This window comes from Sutterella massiliensis, assembly GCF_016899755.1.
Taxonomy (GTDB): Bacteria; Pseudomonadota; Gammaproteobacteria; order Burkholderiales; family Burkholderiaceae_F; genus Sutterella; species Sutterella massiliensis.
Genome location: NZ_JACJJC010000154.1, coordinates 1 through 800 on the forward strand (window position 1 = coordinate 1; position 800 = coordinate 800).

At 57.2% G+C, this 800-nt stretch carries 1 pseudogene; it reads right to left on the minus strand.

From position 1 onward, the window contains the following. Positions 1–800: pseudogene (locus tag H6A60_RS14550) on the minus strand (hypothetical protein); the annotation flags it as partial.

Genomic DNA, 800 nt, shown 5'->3' on the forward strand with positions numbered 1-800 from the left:
GCGTCGCACCGGACCCGAGCGCATTGTCGATGTCAGTCGACGTGCCGGCACCACTGACATTGCCCGAGCTGCCGAGCTGCCAAGTGCCCTTGAAAGCCGTATTGTTGCCCGAAACGTCAAATGTCGAATTGGCAACAGCAACCGTTCCGGCACCCGAGAGGTGCGTCGAGAACGTTCCGCCGGTAGCGCCGTCAATGGTCAGGACGGAATTGTGTCCGAAGCCAACCGTCGCGGTGCCACCAATACCGGCAATACTGTTGATCGCAAGATTATGGTTCGCGGCGAGCTGAATCGTACCGGTAAAGCTGTTGCTCCCCCAAATCTGAGAAGCGCCGGTCTGCCCCGTACCGAGCGTAAGCGTGCCGGAGCCGCGAAGTGCATTCGAAGCATTCTGATCTCGACTGCCAACAACAAGCGATCCGACCGTCTGAGAATAGCCGCCGATATCGACCTTAGCGCCCGAGGCAATCGAAAGCTTCGACGTGGTGCCGAAACCCGAGTTCTTGGCAAGCGTCACGGTACCGCCCGTCACTTCGGTCTCGCCGGTGTAGGTGTTGCTGCCACCGATCGTGATATTGCCGCCCTCAAAAACGATCTTCCCGGCCGTAGTCTCGTAGTCGGTGATTTTCGCTGAAAGAGTGGTGTCAGTCGAAAGCCCGGACGCATTGAGCTTCAGGCCGTCCGTCGTATCGGCAAGCTGAATCTCACTCAAACGCAAATATGCGTAGAGCGTATTCCCTTCAACGTTGAAGACATCATTGCCCGAACCGGCAGACCAGACCTGTCTCTTATACACATCT